Source organism: Pseudomonas sp. H11T01, from assembly GCF_048515765.1.
In the GTDB taxonomy this organism is placed as follows: domain Bacteria; phylum Pseudomonadota; class Gammaproteobacteria; order Pseudomonadales; family Pseudomonadaceae; genus Aquipseudomonas.
Window position 1 is genome coordinate 19,372 of sequence record NZ_JBLYED010000018.1, and the last position, 18,622, is coordinate 37,993.

Annotated in this window: 18 protein-coding genes; 11 read left to right on the forward strand and 7 right to left on the reverse strand. The window is 59.5% G+C overall.

All coding sequences use genetic code 11. From position 1 onward, the window contains the following. Positions 1 to 25: 25 nt before the first annotated feature. The gene (locus ACN1C3_RS22425) at positions 26 to 1,516 is read right to left on the reverse strand and encodes an aldehyde dehydrogenase family protein (RefSeq protein ID WP_419117941.1); all 1,491 of its coding nucleotides are present in this window, start codon (positions 1,514 to 1,516) and stop codon (positions 26 to 28) included. 616 nt (positions 1,517 to 2,132) lie between these two features. On the opposite strand from ACN1C3_RS22425, the gene peaA reads away from it, so the two are divergent. The 4 genes from peaA to peaD all read left to right on the forward strand — a co-directional run bounded on the left by peaA (position 2,133) and on the right by peaD (position 6,693). Beyond that, positions 2,133 to 3,713, forward strand: a complete 1,581-nt coding sequence (gene peaA, locus ACN1C3_RS22430) for a quinohemoprotein amine dehydrogenase subunit alpha (RefSeq protein ID WP_419117942.1) — start codon at positions 2,133 to 2,135, stop codon at positions 3,711 to 3,713. An 82-nt stretch (positions 3,714 to 3,795) separates the two neighbouring features. Next, complete coding sequence (gene peaB / locus ACN1C3_RS22435; protein WP_419117943.1) at positions 3,796 to 5,226, forward strand: quinohemoprotein amine dehydrogenase maturation protein; 1,431 nt, start codon at positions 3,796 to 3,798, stop codon at positions 5,224 to 5,226. Position 5,227: 1 nt separating this feature from the next. Continuing rightward, positions 5,228 to 5,551 carry a quinohemoprotein amine dehydrogenase subunit gamma gene (gene qhpC / locus ACN1C3_RS22440; RefSeq protein ID WP_419117944.1) on the forward strand — a complete coding sequence of 108 codons (324 nt, stop codon included), beginning with the start codon at positions 5,228 to 5,230 and terminating at the stop codon, positions 5,549 to 5,551. A gap of 23 nt (positions 5,552 to 5,574) precedes the next feature. Continuing rightward, entirely contained in the window at positions 5,575 to 6,693 is a 1,119-nt protein-coding gene (gene peaD / locus ACN1C3_RS22445; RefSeq protein ID WP_419117945.1) for a quinohemoprotein amine dehydrogenase subunit beta, read from the forward strand. A 69-nt stretch (positions 6,694 to 6,762) separates the two neighbouring features. Here the strand turns inward: peaD and ACN1C3_RS22450 are convergent, their stop codons facing one another. Further along, positions 6,763 to 7,161, reverse strand: a complete 399-nt coding sequence (locus tag ACN1C3_RS22450; RefSeq protein WP_419117946.1) for a GFA family protein — start codon at positions 7,159 to 7,161, stop codon at positions 6,763 to 6,765. 129 nt (positions 7,162 to 7,290) lie between these two features. Between ACN1C3_RS22450 and ACN1C3_RS22455 the strand changes: the two genes are divergently transcribed. Then, positions 7,291 to 7,758, forward strand: coding sequence for an SRPBCC family protein (locus ACN1C3_RS22455; protein ID WP_419117947.1), 468 nt, complete (start codon positions 7,291 to 7,293; stop codon positions 7,756 to 7,758). A 290-nt stretch (positions 7,759 to 8,048) separates the two neighbouring features. Here the strand turns inward: ACN1C3_RS22455 and ACN1C3_RS22460 are convergent, their stop codons facing one another. Next, the gene (locus tag ACN1C3_RS22460; protein WP_419117948.1) at positions 8,049 to 9,374 is read right to left on the reverse strand and encodes a PLP-dependent aminotransferase family protein; all 1,326 of its coding nucleotides are present in this window, start codon (positions 9,372 to 9,374) and stop codon (positions 8,049 to 8,051) included. A gap of 91 nt (positions 9,375 to 9,465) precedes the next feature. Here ACN1C3_RS22460 and ACN1C3_RS22465 point away from each other — a divergent pair, with 91 nt between their 5' ends. Both ACN1C3_RS22465 and ACN1C3_RS22470 read left to right on the forward strand, forming a co-directional pair. Continuing rightward, on the forward strand, positions 9,466 to 10,095 hold the full coding sequence (locus ACN1C3_RS22465; protein WP_419117949.1) for a LysE family translocator: 630 nt from the start codon (positions 9,466 to 9,468) through the stop codon (positions 10,093 to 10,095). Positions 10,096 to 10,119: 24 nt separating this feature from the next. Beyond that, positions 10,120 to 10,458, forward strand: a complete 339-nt coding sequence (locus ACN1C3_RS22470; RefSeq protein ID WP_419117950.1) for an antibiotic biosynthesis monooxygenase family protein — start codon at positions 10,120 to 10,122, stop codon at positions 10,456 to 10,458. A gap of 200 nt (positions 10,459 to 10,658) precedes the next feature. On the opposite strand, the gene inhA is transcribed toward ACN1C3_RS22470, so the two are convergent. Next, positions 10,659 to 11,348 carry an isonitrile hydratase gene (gene inhA / locus ACN1C3_RS22475; RefSeq protein ID WP_419117951.1) on the reverse strand — a complete coding sequence of 230 codons (690 nt, stop codon included), beginning with the start codon at positions 11,346 to 11,348 and terminating at the stop codon, positions 10,659 to 10,661. A gap of 112 nt (positions 11,349 to 11,460) precedes the next feature. Here inhA and ACN1C3_RS22480 point away from each other — a divergent pair, with 112 nt between their 5' ends. Beyond that, on the forward strand, positions 11,461 to 12,453 hold the full coding sequence (locus tag ACN1C3_RS22480) for a GlxA family transcriptional regulator (protein ID WP_419117952.1): 993 nt from the start codon (positions 11,461 to 11,463) through the stop codon (positions 12,451 to 12,453). A 209-nt stretch (positions 12,454 to 12,662) separates the two neighbouring features. Further along, positions 12,663 to 12,971 carry a class I SAM-dependent methyltransferase gene (locus tag ACN1C3_RS22485; protein ID WP_419117953.1) on the forward strand — a complete coding sequence of 103 codons (309 nt, stop codon included), beginning with the start codon at positions 12,663 to 12,665 and terminating at the stop codon, positions 12,969 to 12,971. An 11-nt stretch (positions 12,972 to 12,982) separates the two neighbouring features. Here ACN1C3_RS22485 and ACN1C3_RS22490 read toward each other — a convergent pair whose 3' ends face one another. The 3 genes from ACN1C3_RS22490 to ACN1C3_RS22500 all read right to left on the reverse strand — a co-directional run bounded on the left by ACN1C3_RS22490 (position 12,983) and on the right by ACN1C3_RS22500 (position 16,497). Then, on the reverse strand, positions 12,983 to 13,744 hold the full coding sequence (locus ACN1C3_RS22490; protein WP_419117954.1) for an enoyl-CoA hydratase: 762 nt from the start codon (positions 13,742 to 13,744) through the stop codon (positions 12,983 to 12,985). A 71-nt stretch (positions 13,745 to 13,815) separates the two neighbouring features. Next, entirely contained in the window at positions 13,816 to 14,433 is a 618-nt protein-coding gene (locus ACN1C3_RS22495; protein WP_419117955.1) for a cupin domain-containing protein, read from the reverse strand. 102 nt (positions 14,434 to 14,535) lie between these two features. Continuing rightward, on the reverse strand, positions 14,536 to 16,497 hold the full coding sequence (locus ACN1C3_RS22500) for an FAD-dependent oxidoreductase (RefSeq protein WP_419117956.1): 1,962 nt from the start codon (positions 16,495 to 16,497) through the stop codon (positions 14,536 to 14,538). Between the two features lie 661 nt (positions 16,498 to 17,158). Between ACN1C3_RS22500 and ACN1C3_RS22505 the strand changes: the two genes are divergently transcribed. Next, a complete protein-coding gene (locus tag ACN1C3_RS22505) occupies positions 17,159 to 17,806 on the forward strand; it encodes a TetR family transcriptional regulator C-terminal domain-containing protein (protein ID WP_419117957.1) in 648 nt (215 codons plus the stop codon). Positions 17,807 to 17,898: 92 nt separating this feature from the next. Then, on the forward strand, positions 17,899 to 18,618 hold the full coding sequence (locus ACN1C3_RS22510; RefSeq protein WP_419117958.1) for a response regulator: 720 nt from the start codon (positions 17,899 to 17,901) through the stop codon (positions 18,616 to 18,618). Positions 18,619 to 18,622 lie beyond the last annotated feature (4 nt).

The following is an 18,622-nucleotide window of genomic DNA, read 5'->3' on the forward strand; positions in this document are numbered from 1 at the left end:
GATTGGTTCCAAAGGACGCAGAGTATTAAAGCTTTATCAACACCGACTTCAACTCGGTGTAATGCTCTATCGCCGCATAGCCCATTTCCCTGCCCACACCCGACATCTTGTAGCCGCCAAACGGCAGCGCCGGGTCCAGGGCGCTGTGGCAGTTGACCCACACCGAGCCAGACTTGATCCGCGGGATCATCCGATGCACCGCCGCCAGGTCGTTGGACCAGATGCTCGCGCCCAAACCGTAGGGGCTGTCGTTGGCCATGCGCAGAGCATCGGCTTCGTCGTCGAACGGGATCGCCACCAGCACCGGGCCGAAGATTTCTTCCTGCACCAGCGAGTGCTTCTGATCGACGTCGACGATCACCGTCGGTTTGACGAAAAATCCCGGTCCGAACTGCTCGCCGCCACAGGCGATGGTCGCGCCGCTTTCCCGGCCCATTTCGATATAGCGCGAGACCCGTTCCTGCTGACGGGCCGAGATCAACGGACCCATCTGCACACTCGGGTCCAGGCCGTTGCCGAGCTTCATGGCGTTGGCAATATCGGCGATATCAGCCACGACATTGTCGAAGTGCTTGCGCTGCACATACAGCCGCGACCCGGCGCAGCAGACCTGGCCCTGATTGAAGAAAATCGCGCTGGCGGCGCCTGCTGCGGCGCTGTTCAGATCGGCGTCGGCCATGACGATGGTCGGTGATTTTCCGCCCAGTTCCAGGGTGACCCGGGTCATGGAATCCATGGCGATCTTGCCGATTTCCTTACCCACGGCAGTGGAGCCGGTGAAGGTCAGTTTGTCCACCAACGGGTTGTGAGTCAGGGCAGAGCCTGCGGTGATGCCGGTGCCGGTGACCACGTTGAACACACCCGTCGGGTAGCCGGCTTCCAGCACCAATTCGGCCAGTTTCAGTGCGGTCAGTGGCGTTTCGTCCGCTGGCTTGAGGACCACGGTGCACCCGGTAGCCAGCGCCGGACCGAGTTTCCAGCACGCCAGCAGCAGCGGAAAATTCCAGGCGACGATGGCGCCGACTACACCCACCGCTTCACGGCGGATAAAACTGTGGAACTGATCATCCGGCATCAGCGGCAATGAAACCTCGACGCTCGAACCTTCAATCTTGGTCGCCCAACCCGCCATATAGCGCAGGAAGTCGATAGACAGCTGCACATCCATGACCTGCGCCACCGCCGCGCTTTTACCGTTGTTCAAGCATTCCAGTTGCGCCAGCACTTCAGCGTCGCGCTGCATCAGGTCGGCGAGTTTCCACAACAAATTCTGCCGCTCCCGAGGCCGGGTGCGGGTCCATGCGGAATCATCGAACGCCTGACGCGCTGCGAGCACCGCGCGATCAACATCGTCCGGTGTCGCCCGTGGCACCACGCACAACACTTCGCCGCTGGCGGGGTTGTGCAATGGCATGGTCTGACCGTCGGCGGCCTCGACCCATTGCGCACCGATCAGCATGCGCGGCGCGCGTTGGATAAAAGCAGTGGTTGCGGGGAGCAGGGAAGGGAGTGGCATGGCGAGACCTCTTATTGTTCGTGAGACGAGGTCTTTCGCAATGGCTGTGCCAGTTTGGTCTGGCGCTGTAATCGTTTGATTTTGCTGTGGTTTATCAGCGAGTTGGTCAGCCGTGATGGTAGCGGGTGTCGCATATTGCGACGAGTTGAGACAGGCGCAATCGGGTGTGACGCCGAAAAGATCGCAGCCTGCGGCAGCTCCTACGGGATTTGCGTTCACATGCAATCGTGCGGCTGCACTGGCTCGGCGTAGGAGCTGCCGGAGGCTGCGATCTTTTGATCTTCAAGGCATTAAGAGCCGATCAATCACTTCCCACAACGCCCCATCATTAAAATCATCCAACACCAGATGCGCTCCGCGGGTGTCACCTATGCTCGTCTCAGAGTGGAACAGTTGTCGCGAAATTAGACGCCGACAACTGTCGATCCGGTCGGTCTGGGGCCGTGTATTTCAACCAACATATTGATTAAAAACACTATTTATAAGCTGGCACGCTCCGTGTATTGCTCAGTTCAGACGTTTCTCTTGCCTCCGTCAGCGGTGTCCCCGCCGACGGCAGAAACCATAAAAACAATGTTCAAAAAAATAAGAAAGCACCGTGGGAGGTTCGACGTTGATGAAGAGAAAACTCCGATCTGGCATGAGCAGCGGTCTGCTGGCGATAGCCGTTTGCGCAGCCCTGCATTCCCCTCCGAGCATGGCGGCGCGTGACGCCCAGACCATCCTCAAGGAAACCTGCCAGGGTTGTCACACCCCTGAGGCCAACAATGGCCTGAGCCGCATCAGCCACCAGCGCAAGACCCCGGAAGGCTGGCTGATGAGTATCGCCCGTATGCAGACCATGCATGGCCTGCAGATCAGCGATGAGGACCGTCGTACGCTGGTCAAATACCTGGCTGACACCCAAGGCCTGGCGCCGAGCGAGACCGATGGCGTGCGGTATGCGCTGGAGCGTCGACTCAATACCATCGAGCACTTCGATGACCAGACCAGCCAAATGTGCGGCCGCTGCCACTCCGGTGCGCGGGTCGCCTTGCAGCGGCGGCCGGCCCAGGAATGGGAACGCCTGGTGAACTTCCACCTCGGGCAATGGCCGTCGCTGGAGTACCAGGCACAGGCCCGCGACCGCGACTGGTTCGATATCGCTCGCAAGGACATGGTGCCGCTGCTGGCCAAGCGTTATCCGCTGGAAAATCAGGCCTGGAACAAGTGGCTTAAAACCGCTCCAAAAGCCGATTCATTGGCAGGCGACTGGAGCTTCAGCGGCCAGTTACCGGGCAAGGGTGAACTGGCCGGCGTGATGACCGTCAGCGCCGATGGGACCGATCAATTCAAGGTCAGCGTCAAAGGCCAATACGCCGACGGCAGCCCGTTCAATGGCGAAGGCAGCGCGATCCTCTACACCGGCTACGAATGGCGCGGCAACGTGACCATCGATGGCGTGGTCATGCGTCAGGTGTTCGCCGCCAAGGGCAGCGAACTGCAAGGCCGGATGTTCGAAGCCGATCACGATGAGCGCGGGCTGGACTTTATTGCGGCCAAGCAGGGCTCCAGTCGTTTGCTGGCGGTGCAACCGGGTTACCTGAAAGCTGGCAGCGAAACCGAAGTCACGCTGATCGGCAGCGGGCTGCAAGGCAAACCGAGCTTTGGCAAAAGCGTGGAAGTGGTCGAAGTCATCGAGCAAAGCCCAGAGCGGTTGCGGGTCAAACTCAAGGCTGCGGCGGATGCGAAGCCGGGCCTGCGTGATGTCACAGTCGGATCCCTTAAAGGCGCCACGCTGGCGGTCTACAGCAACATAGCCGAGGTCAAGGTCGTGCCTGAGTTTTCGGTGGCGCGGATCGGCGAGGGCGGCGGTTCGACGCCTAAGGTCCAGGGTCGCTTCGATGCCGAAGCCTGGGGCAAGGGCGCTGACGGCAAGCCATATCGGATCGGCGTGTTCCCGGCGCAGTGGAAAGTCGAGGCCTTCGACGACCGCGCCAAGGAAGACGAGGACGTCAAGTTCGCAGGCCAAATGCAGGCCGACAGCGGGGTGTTCACTCCGGGCGATGCCGGGCCGAACCCACAACGCAAAATGTCCACCAACAACGCCGGCAACCTCAAGGTGATCGCAGCCGTGGATGACGCCGGAAAGTCGCTGACCGGTGAAGGCCACATGATCGTCACCGTGCAACGCTGGAACAATCCACCCATTCCGTGATCGGTCTGGCTAAACCAGTAGTTCAGGCATTTTCAGGAATGACCGCAGACCCCGCCAAGCGGGGTTTGCACAGGAGGTTGCAATGGGCGCTATTTTGAATCTGGTCGAGCGGAATCTGCACGAAGTGCACGTCGATGCCGACCGTATGTTGTTCCACATTCCGAGCAGTTCGCTGTTTGCCAGCGATGAACTGACGGGCACGATTATCGATACCTTGCGCGGTCCCGGTTGCTCTTCGGACGACCTGATTGAACGCCTGGCCGCGCGCTACAACGGCGAAGAAATCACCGAGACCCTGCGCGAGCTGATCTCCCTGGAACTGGTCAGCGACGGCTCGCCACTGACCCCGGACATTGGCGTCAAGCGGGTCGAACGCACGGCGATCAATACCGTGGTGCTGAACGTCAACACCGGCTGCAATCTGAGCTGCACCTACTGCTACAAGGAAGATCTCGACAAACCGTCGGCCGGCAAGAAAATGGACGTCGACACGGCGATCGCCTCGGTGGAAATGCTGCTCAGGGAATCCCCGGATGAAGAGCGTTTCACCGTGGTGTTCTTCGGCGGCGAACCGTTGAGTAATCGCAAGCTGATCGAGCACATGGTCGACTACTGCGAGAAGCGTTTTTCCGAGGCCGGGAAGTTCGTTGAGTTCGTGATGACCACCAACGCGACACTGCTCACTGAAGAGACCGTCGATTACCTGAATGCCCACCGTTTCGGGCTCTCCGTCAGTATCGACGGCCCGAAAACCGTTCACGACCGCAACCGCATCACCGTGGGCGGGCAGGGCACTTACGACGTGGTCCGGCGCAAGGCCGAGATGCTGCTGTCACGCTACAACAGCCGCCCGGTAGGCGCGCGGGTGACCCTGACCACCGGCGTCACCGACGTCGAAACCATTTGGGATCACCTGTTCAACGAACTGGGTTTTGCCGAAGTCGGTTTTGCCCCGGTGACCTCCGGTGACATCAGCACCTTCAACCTGTCCAGCGACGAACTGATCGAGGTCTTCGCCAACATGAAGAAGCTCGGCCGGCGCTATCTGGAGGCCGCGCTGGAGCACCGAAATATCGGTTTCTCCAACCTGCACCAATTGATCACCGACATCCACGAAGGCCACAAAAAAGCCCTGCCGTGCGGCGCGGGTCTGAAGATGCTGGCGGTGGATCACAAGGGTGAGCTGAACCTTTGCCATCGATTCACGGGGTCGTCGCTGCCGACCTTCGGCAACGTTCACAGCGGGGTGAAACAGGTCGAGTTGAACGACTTCCTGTCCCAGCGCCTGGACCGCACCAACACCGGTTGCGAAGACTGCCACATCCGCAACCTGTGCTCCGGCGGCTGCTATCACGAAAGCTACGCCCGCTATGGCGACCCGACGCACCCGACCTATCACTACTGCGAACTGATGCGTGACTGGGTCGACTTCGGCATCGAGGTCTACACCCGGATCATGGCCCACAACCCTGCGTTTATCAGCAGCTACATCACCCCGCGCAAGGCTCACTGATATGAAACATCTCAAGGCAATCAACAACAAAGCCCAGAAGCTCGATCAGGCCGCGGCCGAAAACCGTATGGAAGAAGTGGTGGCGATGACCTCCGTCGCCGGCTGCGCCTCGACCACCGACCCGGGTTGGGAAATCGACGCTTTTGGCGGTGTGTCGTCGCTGTGCCAGCCGATGGAAGCTGATCTCTATGGCTGCTCCGATCCTTGCTGGTGGCCGGCCCAGGTGCCGGACATGATGAGCACCTATCCGGATTGGAACAAGGATGCGCAGGCCTCTAATGAGAGCTGGCGCAACCTGGGCACTGTCTTTCCAAAAGACAAATAATCGGACAGAAAAAGGATTCCAGCATGCTTCGCATCAATGCCTGCGGCCTGGCCGCTTCCGCCATCCTGAGTGCCTGCTCACTCAGTGTTCTGGCCGATGAAAACACCGTGCTCGAAACCGGTCACGAGTACATGTTGACCACCAACTATCCGAACAACCTGCACGTCATCGATCTGGCGACCGACAGCCTGTACAAAACCTGCAAACTGCCGGATGCCTTCGGCCCGGGCTCCATTCAATTGTCGCCGGACCGCAAAATCGCTTACGTGCTGAATAACCACTACGCGGATGTTTACGGCGTCGAGCTGGACAGCTGCAAGCAGGTGTTCCACGCCAGCATTACCCAGAAACCGGGCGAGAAGGCACGTTCCATGTTCGCCTTCACCGTCAGCCATGACGGCAAGGAGCTGTACACCGTCGCCAACCCGACGTTGATGCGCAGTGATCACTACGAAGTGCAGCAGCCACGGCTGGACGTCTACGCCACCGACGCTGGCATGAGCGCCAAACCGGTCCGCAGCTTCCCGGCGCCGCGTCAGCTCACCATCATGCAAAGCGGCGATGACGGCACGCTCTACGTGGCGGGTGCGGATATCTACAAGGTCAACGTGAACACCGGCAAGTTCGACGTACTGATCCCCAGTCGTCACTGGAAGCGCCCGCTGTACAGCCCGCCGGATGTGCTCTACGTATGGAGCCAGCAGACCTATCGGCATGACTTTTCGCTGCTCTACACCGCAGCGAAATTCAAGGATAAAAAGGAAGACCCGGCGACCGCCGAACTTCTTTACGGCCTGTTCAGCATTGACCTGAAAACCGGTAAAGCCGAAACCACCGACTTCGGCCCGTTGACCGAAATCTATTTCACCGGCATGCGCTCGCCCAAAGATCCGAACCTGATGTTCGGTGTCCTCAACCGCCTGGGCAAATACGACATCAAGCAGAAAAAACTGCTGCAGTCGGCAACCCTGGATCACTCCTACTACTGCATTTCCTTCAACAAGGACGGCAGCAAAATCTACCTGGCCGGGACCTTCAATGATGTGGCGATTTTTGATGCCGACAGCTTGAAACAGGTAGGGAGTATCAAAATGCCGGGCGGGGATATGGCGATTACCACGGCGCAGGTTTTTGTGCGCTGACAGACGGCTAGATTGATCGTTCCCACGCTCTGCGTGGGAATGCAGCCCTGGACGCTCCGCGTCCGCTTCTCACTCTTGCCACTCAGGCCAACTGGTAACCCCGTCATACTCAAGCCACGGCGCGTCATGAGAAGTCCATATATGCGCCTGTGGCTTTATTCCCGGATCATCATCCAGCGTCGCGACGCGAACAATCACGTGAGGCTGACCCATACGCTCCGCCACCAAATGAGAACCGCAGACCGAGCAGAAATGCCGCAGCTTTCCCTTCGATGACTCGAAGGAAGAAAGCTTGTCCTGACCTTTCACCCAGCGAAAATGTTCTCGCATCACCCCAGCCGTGGAAGCAAAAGCCGAGGCATGAGCTTTACGGCAGGTATGGCAATGGCAGTGGCTGATTGGCATGTCGAGGCTATCGAGTTGGTATTCGATGGTTTTACATAAGCAGCTGCCTGTGAGAGGGGGCACGGATTCATCCTTGTATCTATTGTTATGACGCAGGCGTGTGGGAACGATCACACTGTCTGAGTGGACTAATACAACTTAAGGGTTGGCCTTCTGCGCGCACAAGCCTACTGTTCATTCAGGAGGATTCCTATGAACACATCAGATCACATTGAAAGAAAGGTCCTGCTCAACGTGCCTCGCTCACGGGTCTGGGCTGCACTAACGGATGCTGAAGCCTTTGGTGACTGGTTCGGCGTGGCGCTCAAAGGGCAACGCTTCGTCGCGGGCCAGCGTACCCAAGGGAAAATCACCTATCCCGGGTACGAACATCTCGTCTGGGATGTACTGGTCGATCGTATCGAGCCGGAGCTGGTTTTTTCCTTCCGTTGGCATCCCTATGCGGTGGATTCCGGTGTCGACTATTCGGCGGAGCCCACCACGCTGGTGCGATTTGAGCTCGAAGACCTGGAAGACCCGGGTGGTGGCACCTTGCTACAGGTCGTGGAGTCCGGTTTCGACGGCATCCCGGCGGAGCGTCGTCTGAAAGCCTTCCGCATGAACAGCAGAGGCTGGGATGAGCAGATGAGCAACATAGAGACGTATCTTGCTGCGCCTTGAGTTCGAACGTTCTCTTGAACAATGGAATTTGCTGGCCGACAGCGAGCCGATCGCGTCATTCACTGCCCAACAATGCGGTTATGGCGAAAGGCTTACACGTACTCGATGCTATGTCGTCTGTTGATGCTTTGGCTTTGGGCTTAATCTAGCCCCATCAACTGAAGCGCAGGACGCGCTCAGGATCATGGATGATCGACCATTTGCATGGAATGCAGCCGACAGGATGTCGTAATGGTCTTGAAAAACCCGCTTCGGCGGGTTTTTTGTCGTCTGCTGAAAAGTCCGCGGTTTCAGACTTCGACCACTTCACGCAGGGTTTCCAGCGCCCGCTTCAACACCTCCATCCCGATCGACCCCATCGCCACCCGCAGCGCGTGGGGTACATGGGCGGTCGTCGCAAACGGTTCCGCCGTTGTGACCATTACCCCTTTGCGCTCCAACTCTGCAACAACACTTTCCGCGCGCAGGCCTTCCGGCAGCCTGAGCCAGAGGTAGTAAGACGAGGGGTGGGCGACGACATCGCTGTTGCGCAGTATTTGCCCGGCCAGTTCTTGTCGGCGTTGGGCATCCTGGCGCTTCTGGTCTTCGAGGGTGTCGACCACGCCGGTTTCGATCCATCGACAGCCCAGGGCAACGGTCAGCGACGGAGTACTCCAGGTCGAGACGCGGATGGCCTGTTCCAGTGCCGGAACCAGCGCCTTGGGTGCAGCGATAAAGCCCAGGCGCAAACCGGAGGCGACGCTTTTTGATAGACCGGAGATATACACCGTTCGATGGGGCGCGAGGGTGAACACGGGTTTGGGCGCGGGTTCGGCGAGAAAGGCGTAAGCGCCGTCTTCGATGATCAGCAGGTTGTGCTGCTCAGCCAGTTGCGCGAGGCGCAGGCGGTCCGATTCCGACATCACCATGCCCAGTGGGTTATGCATCGTTGGCATCGTATAAATTGCGCGGACCGGACGGCGTTTGCACAGCGCTTCAAGGGCATCGAGGTCGGTGTGCCCGGCGATCTGCGGCAGTGCTTCGAGGTCCAGTCGATGGGATTGGGCCAGGGTTTTCAAGCCGGGGTAGGTGAGGGCGTCCAGCGCCAGAATGTCCCCCGGTTTGAGCAGGGCCATCAGGGTCACGGCCAGGCCTTGTTGCGCGCCATTGACGATCAGCACCTGGTCGCCACCCACTCGAATATCCCGATTGCGCAGATGCCGGGCGGCGGTTTGCCGTTCGTGGTGGCGGCCGCCCTGAGGCGCGGAATGCAGCAGCGCGTCGAGGTCGCCCGAGGCGGCAATCGCCCGCAAGCCGTCGCGCAGCAATTCCGCCTGGCCGGGGACTGAAGGGTAATTGAACGTGAGGTCGACGGTGCCGGAACTGAGCGGGTGCTGTTCCAGGCCCAGGCCGCGTGGCAACGAGCTGTCGCGCACAAACGTGCCACGGCCGGTCTCGCCGACCACCAGCCCGCTGGCCTCCAGCTCGTTGTAAACCCGCAGCGCAGTGGCCAAGGCAATCCGCTGGCTTTCCATCAGCGCACGAACCGTCGGCAGTTGTGTCCCGGGTGATAGTTGGCCGCTGCGGATGCGCGCGGAGAACTCATCGACAATGCTTTTGTAGCGAATACGGGTCATGGTTGATGGCTTCTTTGTATCTAGAGCAATTTTTTGTTTGTATCGGATAGGCGTCCTAATCTACAGCCTTTCCAGCAGGAGCGCTGTGGGCATGATTGACCTGGCAACCTTATCGATTTTCGTCGGCGCGGTGATGCTGTTGCTTATGTCACCCGGGCCGAATATGGCGTTTGTCATTAGCCACGGCGTGACCTACGGCTGGCGCGGAGGCGTGGCGTCAGGGCTCGGTATTGGCGTGGCCGACTTGTTGCTGACCGCCCTGACCGCCACCGGAATCACCGCTATCGTCGGCAGTTGGCCGCTAGCCTTTGATCTGATCCGTTATGCCGGCGTGGCGTACCTGTTGTGGCTGGCGTTCAAGGCATTGCGGCGACCGACCTCAGGCGACGTGCTTGCGGTTGTTCAGGTGCCACTGAAGACGGTGCTGGTGCGGGCGATGCTGAACAGCCTGCTCAACCCCAAGGCACTGCTGTTTTTCATGGTGTTCCTGCCGCAATTCGTCAAACCCGAGCAGGCACCTATTGCCCTGCAACTGGTTGTGCTCGGCGTCGTCTTGACGCTGGTGAGTGGCGTCTTTCACACCCTTCTTGGGGTTTTTGGCAGCGCCGTCAGCCGTTGTTTTTCCAGTACTTCAAAGCTTGCCCGGTTGCAGTCGATGGGCCTGGCGCTGGTGCTGCTGTTACTCGCCGTCCGGCTGGCTGTAATGTCCCGTCCGGTCTGATTCACTCCATGAAAGGAAGTCAGTATGTACATCGCCGCATTTATCTATACACCCGGCCAGAGGGACGAGGAGTTCAATCGCTTGAGCGCGATCATTGATGAAGTGGCCATCAGTATTCCGGGGTTTGTCGGCACCCAATCCTGGAGTTCGGCAGACGGGCAACTGGTCAACGCCAGCTATTACTGGCAGGACGAAGCGTCGATCAAGGCCTTCGCCAGCCACCCAACCCATCTGGAAGCCAAACGCCAATACCGTAAATGGTACGAGGGTTACCAAGTGGTGATTTCCAGGGTTGAGCGGGCTTATGGCGATGGCACGATCATGTCTTTTGTGACCAATAATCGGCAGGGAACGGCGGTTTAGTCATGGTCAGGCTGCGGAGTTGCAATTGTGGCGAGGGAGTCCCCGCCCCCGCCGGCCGGTCCGCGCTCGGGCGGAGCAGTCGTAAACCGGCAGCTGCGTTCTATCTGAATACTCGCGGTGACTGATTTTAGGGCCGCTTCACGACCCAGCGGGAGCACGCTCCCTCGCCACAGATTTTGTGTTTGCAGTGCCAATGAGTTTTACCAGTTTTGATTCAACCCAACCGCGACCCGATTGACAATCTCTCCCCGCAGCTTGCGCGATTGCGCCGAGCGCCGATTGGCTTCCTCCAACACCGCGCGCGGTGCGGTTTGCGGGCTGCCGGAGTCGAACGGTGGGGCCGGGGCGTATTCGAGTTGTAACTGCACCAGTTGCGCTGTGGTTTCGCCGAACAATTCGCTGGCCAGGGTCAGGGCAAAATCAATCCCTGCGGTAATGCCGCCGCCGGTCAGTAAGTTGCCGTCGCGCACCACGCGATCATGCACGGCAATGGCGCCCAACGGGCCAAGCAGTTCGTGGTAAGCCCAATGAGTGGTTGCGCGTTTGCCACGTAGCAGTCCCGCGGCGCCCAGCACCAGGGCTCCCGTGCAAACCGACGTGATGTAGCGTGCAGTGGCGGCCTGGCGTTTGATGAAGTCGAGGGTTTCGATGTCTTCCATTAACGGACCGACACCGCTACCACCGGGAATACAGATCACATCCAGCGCTGGGCAGTCGTCGAAGGTGGTGGTCGGGATTAACGTCAGGCCGGTGCTCGACTTCACCGGTTCGCGGTCCTTCCAGATCAAATGCACGGTGACGTCCGGCAGCGAGGCCAGTACGTCATAAGGCCCGGTCAAGTCGAGTTGCTGAACCTGTGGAAACAACAGAAAACCGATCTGCAGCGTCATTGCGCAATCCTCTTGGTCGATCCAATGCACTCACCCGGCATGGGTGGACGACTTCACTCTATCCACGTAGGATTTGGCGTATACGCCAATAAGCCCACGATTTACGCCAATCATGCCGACCCCACCGAAAGCTGTTTATGTGCTCGCCTTTGCCAACGTGCAAGTGCTCGATGTGACCGGGCCATTACAGGTCTTCGCGTCGGCCAATGACCTGGCGCGTCAGCAAGGTTTGCCGCCGCCCTATGCGCCAACCGTGATTGCGGCGCAGAGCGGGTCGGTGATGTCTTCGGCCGGGCTGGCGCTGGTGGCCGATCCGCTACCGGCGAAAGGCGCGCCGTCCGACACGCTGATCATCGCGGGAGGCTGGGGCGTTTACGCGGCGGCCGAAGACGCCAGTTTGGTGGAGTGGGTACGCCAACAGGCATCGGTCTCACGGCGCGTTGCCTCAGTCTGCACCGGCGCTTTTCTGTTAGCCGCCAGCGGTTGGCTCGACGGTCGCCGGGTGGTCACTCACTGGACCCGCTGTGAACAGCTGGCACAGCAGCATCCGCAACTGCGGGTCGAGCCCAACCCTATTTTCATCAACGACGGCCCGGTCTGGACCTCCGCCGGGGTCACCGCCGGCATCGACCTGGCACTCGCGATGGTCGAAGAGGACCTCGGCCGCGCCATGGCTCTGGAGGTCGCGCGGCAACTGGTGGTGTTCCTCAAACGCCCGGGCGGGCAATCGCAATTCAGCGTGACCTTGTCCCTGCAAAAAGATGGCAATCGCTTCGACGAGCTCCATGTCTGGATCGCCGAGAACCTGGCCAAGGAACTCAACATTCCAACCCTGGCGCTACAGGCGGGGATGAGCGACCGCAGCTTTGTGCGGCATTACCGGGCCGAGACGGGCCAGACCCCGGCCCGCGCGATTGAGTTGATTCGAGTGGAGACCGCGCGGCGGTTGCTGTGCGATACCGGCGTGCCGATCAAACGGGTGGCGGTGCAATGCGGGTTTGGCAGTGAAGAAACGCTACGGCGCAGTTTCTTCAGGGCCATGGGCGTAACGCCGCAGGCATATCGCGAGCGGTTCTCAAGGGAGGAGGTTGGTGTAGAAGGCTGATTCAGCTTCCATCGAGATTCTTGACACTGCACCACCGGCTTCTCTAGGATGCTGCTCATGCGCCGATTTAAACAGCTACTTGCGGGGCGCCAGGTGACTCAACAGGTCACCGATAGAAGCTTGAAACAGGCTTCGAAATACCGCTAAAGCGCTGGTTCGGTGTTGCCTCTCACCTGCCATGCAGACTTTTGAGGCAGAGACACGACACGATGAATGCACTACGCCCACTTATACGTCTGGCGCCGATCACGGCGGACCTCACCCAGCGCAATCCAAAAATCCTTCTCGGTGGTAAACACCAGCCCACTTTGCTGCGCTATCTCGATGGCTGGCCACGACGCACGGGTGGTCCTTCGGCCTTCCTGATTCAGTTTGTCGAAGACGGCGAGTCGCTGGCGCGTTTTGCCAGCGACAGTTTTGATTTGGCGGTGATTCAGTCCCCCAGCGCCGAGAACGCAGCAGATGTCATCAAGCAACTGACGCGAATCACCCGCCAAGGGCTGATTACCCGTCGCTGAGGCTTAGGGGGTTAGCCCTTGGCGCTACTGCGTTGCAGCATGGCGTTCAGTGCAGTCTTGGCTTCGATGCTGTTCAGACGTTCGATAAACAGCAGGCTTTCCCGGCGGATGGTTTCTTCCAGTTCCTTCAGCACTGGCTGTTTAAGCAGCCGTTTGGTGTGCAGCAGGGACTCGCGAGGAAGGGCCAGCAGTCGATCGGCCATCCGTTGTGCTACGGCCAGACACTGTTCGCCGTCTTCCAACACTTCATTGGCCAGCCCCCACGCTACCGCCTGAGTGCCATCCAGGCCGTCACCGCACAGCAACAGTCGGGCCGCTCTGGCATGACCGAGCAACCGTGGTAACAGCAGGCTTGCACCGAACTCTGGGCACAGGCCAAGGTTCACGAAGGGCATGCGCAGCTTGGCGTTACGAGTGACCAACACCTGATCGCAATGCAGCAAAAGGGTGGTGCCGATACCGATGGCAGCGCCACAGACCGCTGCGATCAAGGGCTTGTCCAGATGGATGACCGCGTCCATGAGGCGGAACACCGGGCTGTTCAGATGGGTCGGCGGATCCTGGAGGAAGTCCTGCAGGTCGTTGCCACTGGTGAAGCACTGTTCGCCCCCGGTGATGATGATCACGGTGGTCTCGGGGTCTTCGGCAGCGGCAAACAGCAGGTCGGCCAGACGGGTGTACATGCTGTTGCTCAGGGCATTGAGCTTGTCCGGACGGTTGATGGTCAGGGTCAACAGTCCGCCGCTTTGGTTGCGCTTGATCAGGTCGTTCATGGGGCTGCCTTTGCTGGGTTTAACTGGCCGGAACACCGTGATCCGACAGCTTTTTTGTTGTTTTTGGCGTTTCAAAAGGTCGGCGGAGTGATCACCCAGATCACCACCGCATCGACCTCGCCGGGATTGCCATAACGGTGAGGTTCCTGGCTGGAATAACTGAAACTGTCGCCTTCATTGATCAGGAAATGTCGCTCGCCAACCCACAGCTCAAAACTGCCAGAAAGCAGGTAGCCGGCTTCTTCGCCTTCATGGCTATAGCTCTGCTGGCTATACGTGCCTGGCGGAAAACGCGAATGCAACATTTCCAACTGACGATTGGGCTGCGGGGTCAGTAATTGGTCAACGATGCCGTCTTCGTAATGCACACTCATTCGACTGTTCTTGCGCACCACGTAGCCACTGTCCTCGGGGTCAGTGTTGGCTTCGCTGGCGAAGAACCATTGAATGGTGACGCCCAGGCTGCGGGCGATGTTGAACAGCGCCGGAATCGAGGGGTAAGCCAGATTGCGTTCGAGCTGACTGATATAGCCCGCTGTCAGCTCGCTCATCTCAGCCAGGGCGGCCAGGGTCATGCCCCGGCGTTTGCGTAGACCGCGAATCCGCGTACCGAGGAAGTGCGGCTCTGTTGCACCGCTCTGTTTGGCGAGCGCGGCGCTGGCAGGCGGCAGGTTGCTGCTGTTGCTCATTGCGTGCTCCGAACCGGGTGTTGGCCGAGCGCGTTGAAACGCTCGAGCCTGTCGATGGCCGTCAGCGAGGGCGCTGACAAAGGCCCGGAGTATAAAGCAGCCTCAAAGCTCCCAGGCAACCCTCAAACCTTCATAAATCGCTTCTTCGGCCGTGCGCGGCGCCAGGCAATCGCCGATCCGGCGAAACTCCACCAGTCCTTGCAGTTCTGCGCCCAATGTATCCACCGGCTGATGGCCCTGACACAGCACCAAGGTATCGATGTCCTCGAACAGGATCGGTTCACCACTGGCGGTGTGTTGCATGTAGACGGTGCTGTCATCGCAGCCATAAAGACGAGCGTAGGGCGTGATCGGAATGCCTAACTTATGCAGTTCGCCGGCCAGTTGATCGCGCACGTACAGCGGTAGATTCTCCCCGCAATGGGTGCCGTTGACCGCCAGTTGCACCTGATGCCCTGCGCGCATCAGGCGTTCAGCGATGCCGGGGCCGATCCAGTCGCAACGCCAGTCGACCACCAGCACCGAACGCCCGAGTTTGACCTCGTCGCGCAGTACCTGCCAGGCATCCACAACGTGCAGTTCGCCGCCGCGTTCGAAAGACGGCCAATAGGGTTCAGCGCCGGTTGCCACGATCACCAGATCTGGCTGTTCACGTTCGACCAGCGCCCGGTCGACGCGGGTGTTGCGAACCACGCGTACGCCAGCCAGTTCCATTTCCCGTTGCAAGTTGGTGCTGGCGCCGCCGAATTCGCTGCGCCGAGGCAGCAGTTGCGCCAACAGTACCTGCCCGCCGAGTTGCGAACTGGCTTCGTAGAGCGTGACTTCATGACCACGTTCAGCGGCGACGGCAGCTGCTTTCATCCCGGCCGGGCCGCCACCGGCGATCATGATGCGTTTGCGTTTAGGCGCCGGTTGCAGGTTGCCAAAAATCAGTTCACGGCCGGTTTCCGGGTGTTGTATGCAGGAAATCGGCAAGCCTTTGTGGAAGTGCCCGATGCACGCCTGATTGCAGGCGATGCAGGCCCGCACATCTTCGCTGCGCCCAGCGTCGGTTTTGTTCGGCATTTGCGGATCGCAGATCAGAGCGCGGGTCATGCCGCACACATCGGCCTGACCGCGAGCAATGATCAGCTCCGCTTCCTGCGGCTGGTTGATGCGTCCGGTGACGAACAGCGGGATCGACAGGCTGGCCTTGAACGTCCCGGCCTCCTTGGCCAGATAGGCCGGTTCGATGGCCATCGGCGGCACGATATGCACTGCACCGCCCAACGATGCCGAGGTCCCGGCGACGATGTGCACGTAATCCAGGTGCTGTTGCAATGACTTGACCGCCGCCAGCGACTCGTCTTCGGTCAGGCCTTCGGGGTCGCGCTCGTCGGCGGAGATGCGCAAGCCGATGATGAACTGCTCGTCAGTGTTTGCGCGCACTGTCGCAATGACTTCGCGCAGAAACCGCAGACGCTGTTGCAGATCACCGTTGTAACCGTCGGTGCGTTGGTTGACGCGCGGGTTGATGAATTGCGCGGGCAGGTAGCCATGGCTGGCGACCACTTCCACGCCATCCAGCCCGGCTTGATACAAACGCCGGGCCGCGGCGCCATAGCCGGCGACGATGTCGTCGATCATCGCTTGATCCAGCGCACGCGGCATGACCCGAAAGCGTTCGTTGGGCACCGCCGAAGGCGAGTAGGCGACGGCCAGCAGGCCATCGCTGGACTCCATGATTTCCCGCCCCGGATGGAAAATCTGCGAGAGCACCACGGTGCCATGGGCATGGCAGGTTTCAGCCAGTTTGCGGTAGCCCTCGATGCAGGCGTCGTCGGTGGCCATCAGCACATGGGAGGTGTAGCGCGCACTGTCATGCACCCCGGCAACTTGCAGCACGATCAACCCCGCGCCGCCCTCGGCACGCGCTCGGTGATAAGCGATCAATTGCTCGTTGACCAGATTGTCGGTGGGCATCGAGGTGTCGTGACCGCTGGACATGATGCGGTTCTTGAGGCGCTTGCCGCGAATCTCCAACGGTTCGAAGAGGTGCGCAAACGCTGGGTTTGAAGTCGGCATGGTGCGGGTACTCCAGGCTGGCCGGAACCGAAAAACAGGGTTTTCGGCGTTGTTTTTATTTCGCTATAGAAATTTACCTTAAGTAAAAAATCAACCTGTTTTTTTAATATTGGTTTGTTTCCTGTGGCAAGGGGGCTTGTCGGAACGCCGCATCGTCCCGTTCGGCTGCGCAGCAGTCGTAAAACCATTGGGTGTGGTGTGTCAGTGGAAATGCGATTAGCGGTTTTGGGATCGCTTGGGGCTGATTGGGGTTCTTTGATGGTGTGTATATCCGTTTTTTTGGTGACGGCTAGTAATGGTTCCGCTCTTACAGCGGGTCACTTGGAAAAGCCCCAAGTAACCAAGGGCTCTTGCCCCTTTCGTTCGGTGCCTCGCCGAGGCACCGAATGGCGGGGCAGAAGCGCTTTGGTTACTTTCGACTGGGCCGGCATTCCGGCTTTTCGAAAGTGACCCGCCGTCAGGGCGGAACCCTAAGTGGCCGTTACCGCAGGAATGGATATGTACCCGATCCCATGTGGCCGTTACCGCAGAAACGGATATGTACCCCAACCCAATCCGACGACAAGCCCCCTCGCCACAATCTGCGCTGCTGTTGTACAGTCGTTCAGCTCAGCGCCTGCAAAAGGCCAGCCCAACGACCGATCCAAGGAGATTGACCACGATGTCTCAGGAAGCCCGCTTTTCCCGAATGGAGCCGGAGTTGCGCAAGGCCAATCTGATCGAGGCCACGCTGGTGTGCCTCAAGCGTCACGGCTTCCAGGGCGCTTCGATCCGCAAGATATCGGCTGAGGCGGGGGTTTCGGTCGGGCTGATCAGTCATCACTACTCGGGCAAGGATGAGCTGGTGGCCGAAGCCTATATGGCGATCACCGGGCGGGTCATGAACCTGTTACGCGACGCCATGGAACAAGCCGCACCCAATGCCCGTGAGCGTTTGTCGGCATTTTTTCGTGCATCGTTCTCGGCCGAGATGCTGGATCCGCAGCTGCTGGATGCCTGGCTGGCGTTCTGGGGCGCGGTAAAGACTGCCGAAGCAATCAACCTCGCCCATGATCATTCCTATGGCGAATACCGCGCCGAATTGCGCAAGGTGCTGATCGATCTGGCACAGGAAGAGGGCTGGGATGACTTCGATGTTGACCTTGCCGCCATCGGCTTGAGCGCGCTGCTCGATGGCTTGTGGCTGGAGTCGGGACTCAACCCCGGTACGTTTACCCCGAATCAGGGCATCCAGATTTGCGAAGCCTGGGTCGACGGTTTGCAAGCGGGTGGTCGCCAGCGTTTCCGGTTGCAGACGGAGGGCTGTTGATCGATTGTTCAGCAATGGATACTCTCCGCCGCTGATGCCGGAAAAACTCTAATAAGAAACGCGCCCTTTGGGCACACGCAGGACAACAAGCGATGACTCCTCGGGTACTGATCGTCGACGACGATCCGCTGATTCGCGAACTCCTACACGCCTATCTCTCGCAGGAAGGCTACGAGGTGCACTGCGCTGCCACGGCGGAGCTGGCCGAAACCTTTCTGGCGACCCATGCTGTCGACCTGGTGATGCTGGACATCCGGCTTCCGGGCAAGGACGGTCTGACCCTTACCCGCGAACTGCGTGTGCGCTCAGAAGTCGGGATCATTCTGATTACCGGGCGCAACGACGAAATCGACCGCATCGTCGGCCTCGAATGCGGCGCCGATGACTACGTGATCAAACCCCTCAATCCGCGTGAACTGGTGTCCCGGGCGAAAAACCTGATCCGCCGGGTTCGCCATGCGCAGGTACACAAATCTGCGACGGCGCTGCCACGCCAGCCGGTCAAACAGTTTGCCGCCTGGGCGCTGGACACCGATCGCCGGCGCTTGATCGATCATGCCGGTGGCGAAACCCTGCTGACCCACGGTGAGTATCAGTTGCTCAGTGTGTTTCTGCGCAACAGCGGGCATACCTTGAGTCGCGACCAGTTGATGGATCAGATCCGCAACCGTGAATGGGTGCCCAATGACCGCTCCATCGACGTCTTGGTCGGGCGCTTGCGGCGCAAACTGCATGACGATCCCGCCGAGCCGCAATTGATCATTACCATCCATGGCACCGGCTATCTATTCACCGCCAGTGTGGCTGCCTGAACGG